The organism is Bacillus sp. LR--39 (assembly GCF_053613335.1).
In genome coordinates, this window is sequence record NZ_JBSIOT010001022.1 from 1 (window position 1) to 655 (window position 655).

The 655-nt window shown below is 44.3% G+C and carries 1 pseudogene; it reads right to left on the reverse strand.

The features are described 5' to 3' along the window. Nucleotides 1–655: pseudogene (gene nprE, locus ACWHAR_RS28165) on the reverse strand (neutral metalloprotease NprE); the annotation flags it as partial.

The following is a 655-nucleotide window of genomic DNA, read 5'->3' on the forward strand; positions in this document are numbered from 1 at the left end:
TCCGCCTTCATAAGAGATGTTCAAAGGAACAGTTGCGCCCTTTAGAGTTGTTCCGCTTCCAGTGGCGGCGGCATGTTCTACTTTATTTTGCTGTTTTAAAATGCTGCCTGTTTCGGCGTCAACTAAGACTTCCCAGTTTGCAGGTTCAGGCTCGACATAGCGAATCGTCACGTCGTAAGCAAGACGATAGCTGCCGTCCTTTGTTTCTATCGCTTTCAATTCGGCTTTATTGCTGTTTTTGGCCGCTCCGTTAGAAACAGCGTCTGGTGATTTGCCGATAGCTTTGAAAGCGAGTGCCAGCGCTTTTTCAGAAGAGACTTTTTGGCTGTTATCTGTTTTTGCAGCAGATTGATTGTGTAATTCACCATTGACCGCATAGACATTATCGGATTTATCGACGTGAACGATTACTTGCGAATCTTTAATTGGCACTCCGTTAACGACAGGCGCATATCGAAAGTGCTTGTATCCAAGGGCATCAGTCGTGCTTTCAACAAGCTTCAGCCTTTTGGAAGGGTCACCTTTAAAAATGTTGCTGTTCTTTTTCAAAAACTGCTTGACAGCCTTGTCATTTGGTGCAGAGAGTTCTGATTGCGCAATCGCATTTTTGGAGAGGAAATTTGTTTGATTCTCTTTAAGCTGATGACCTTCAGCA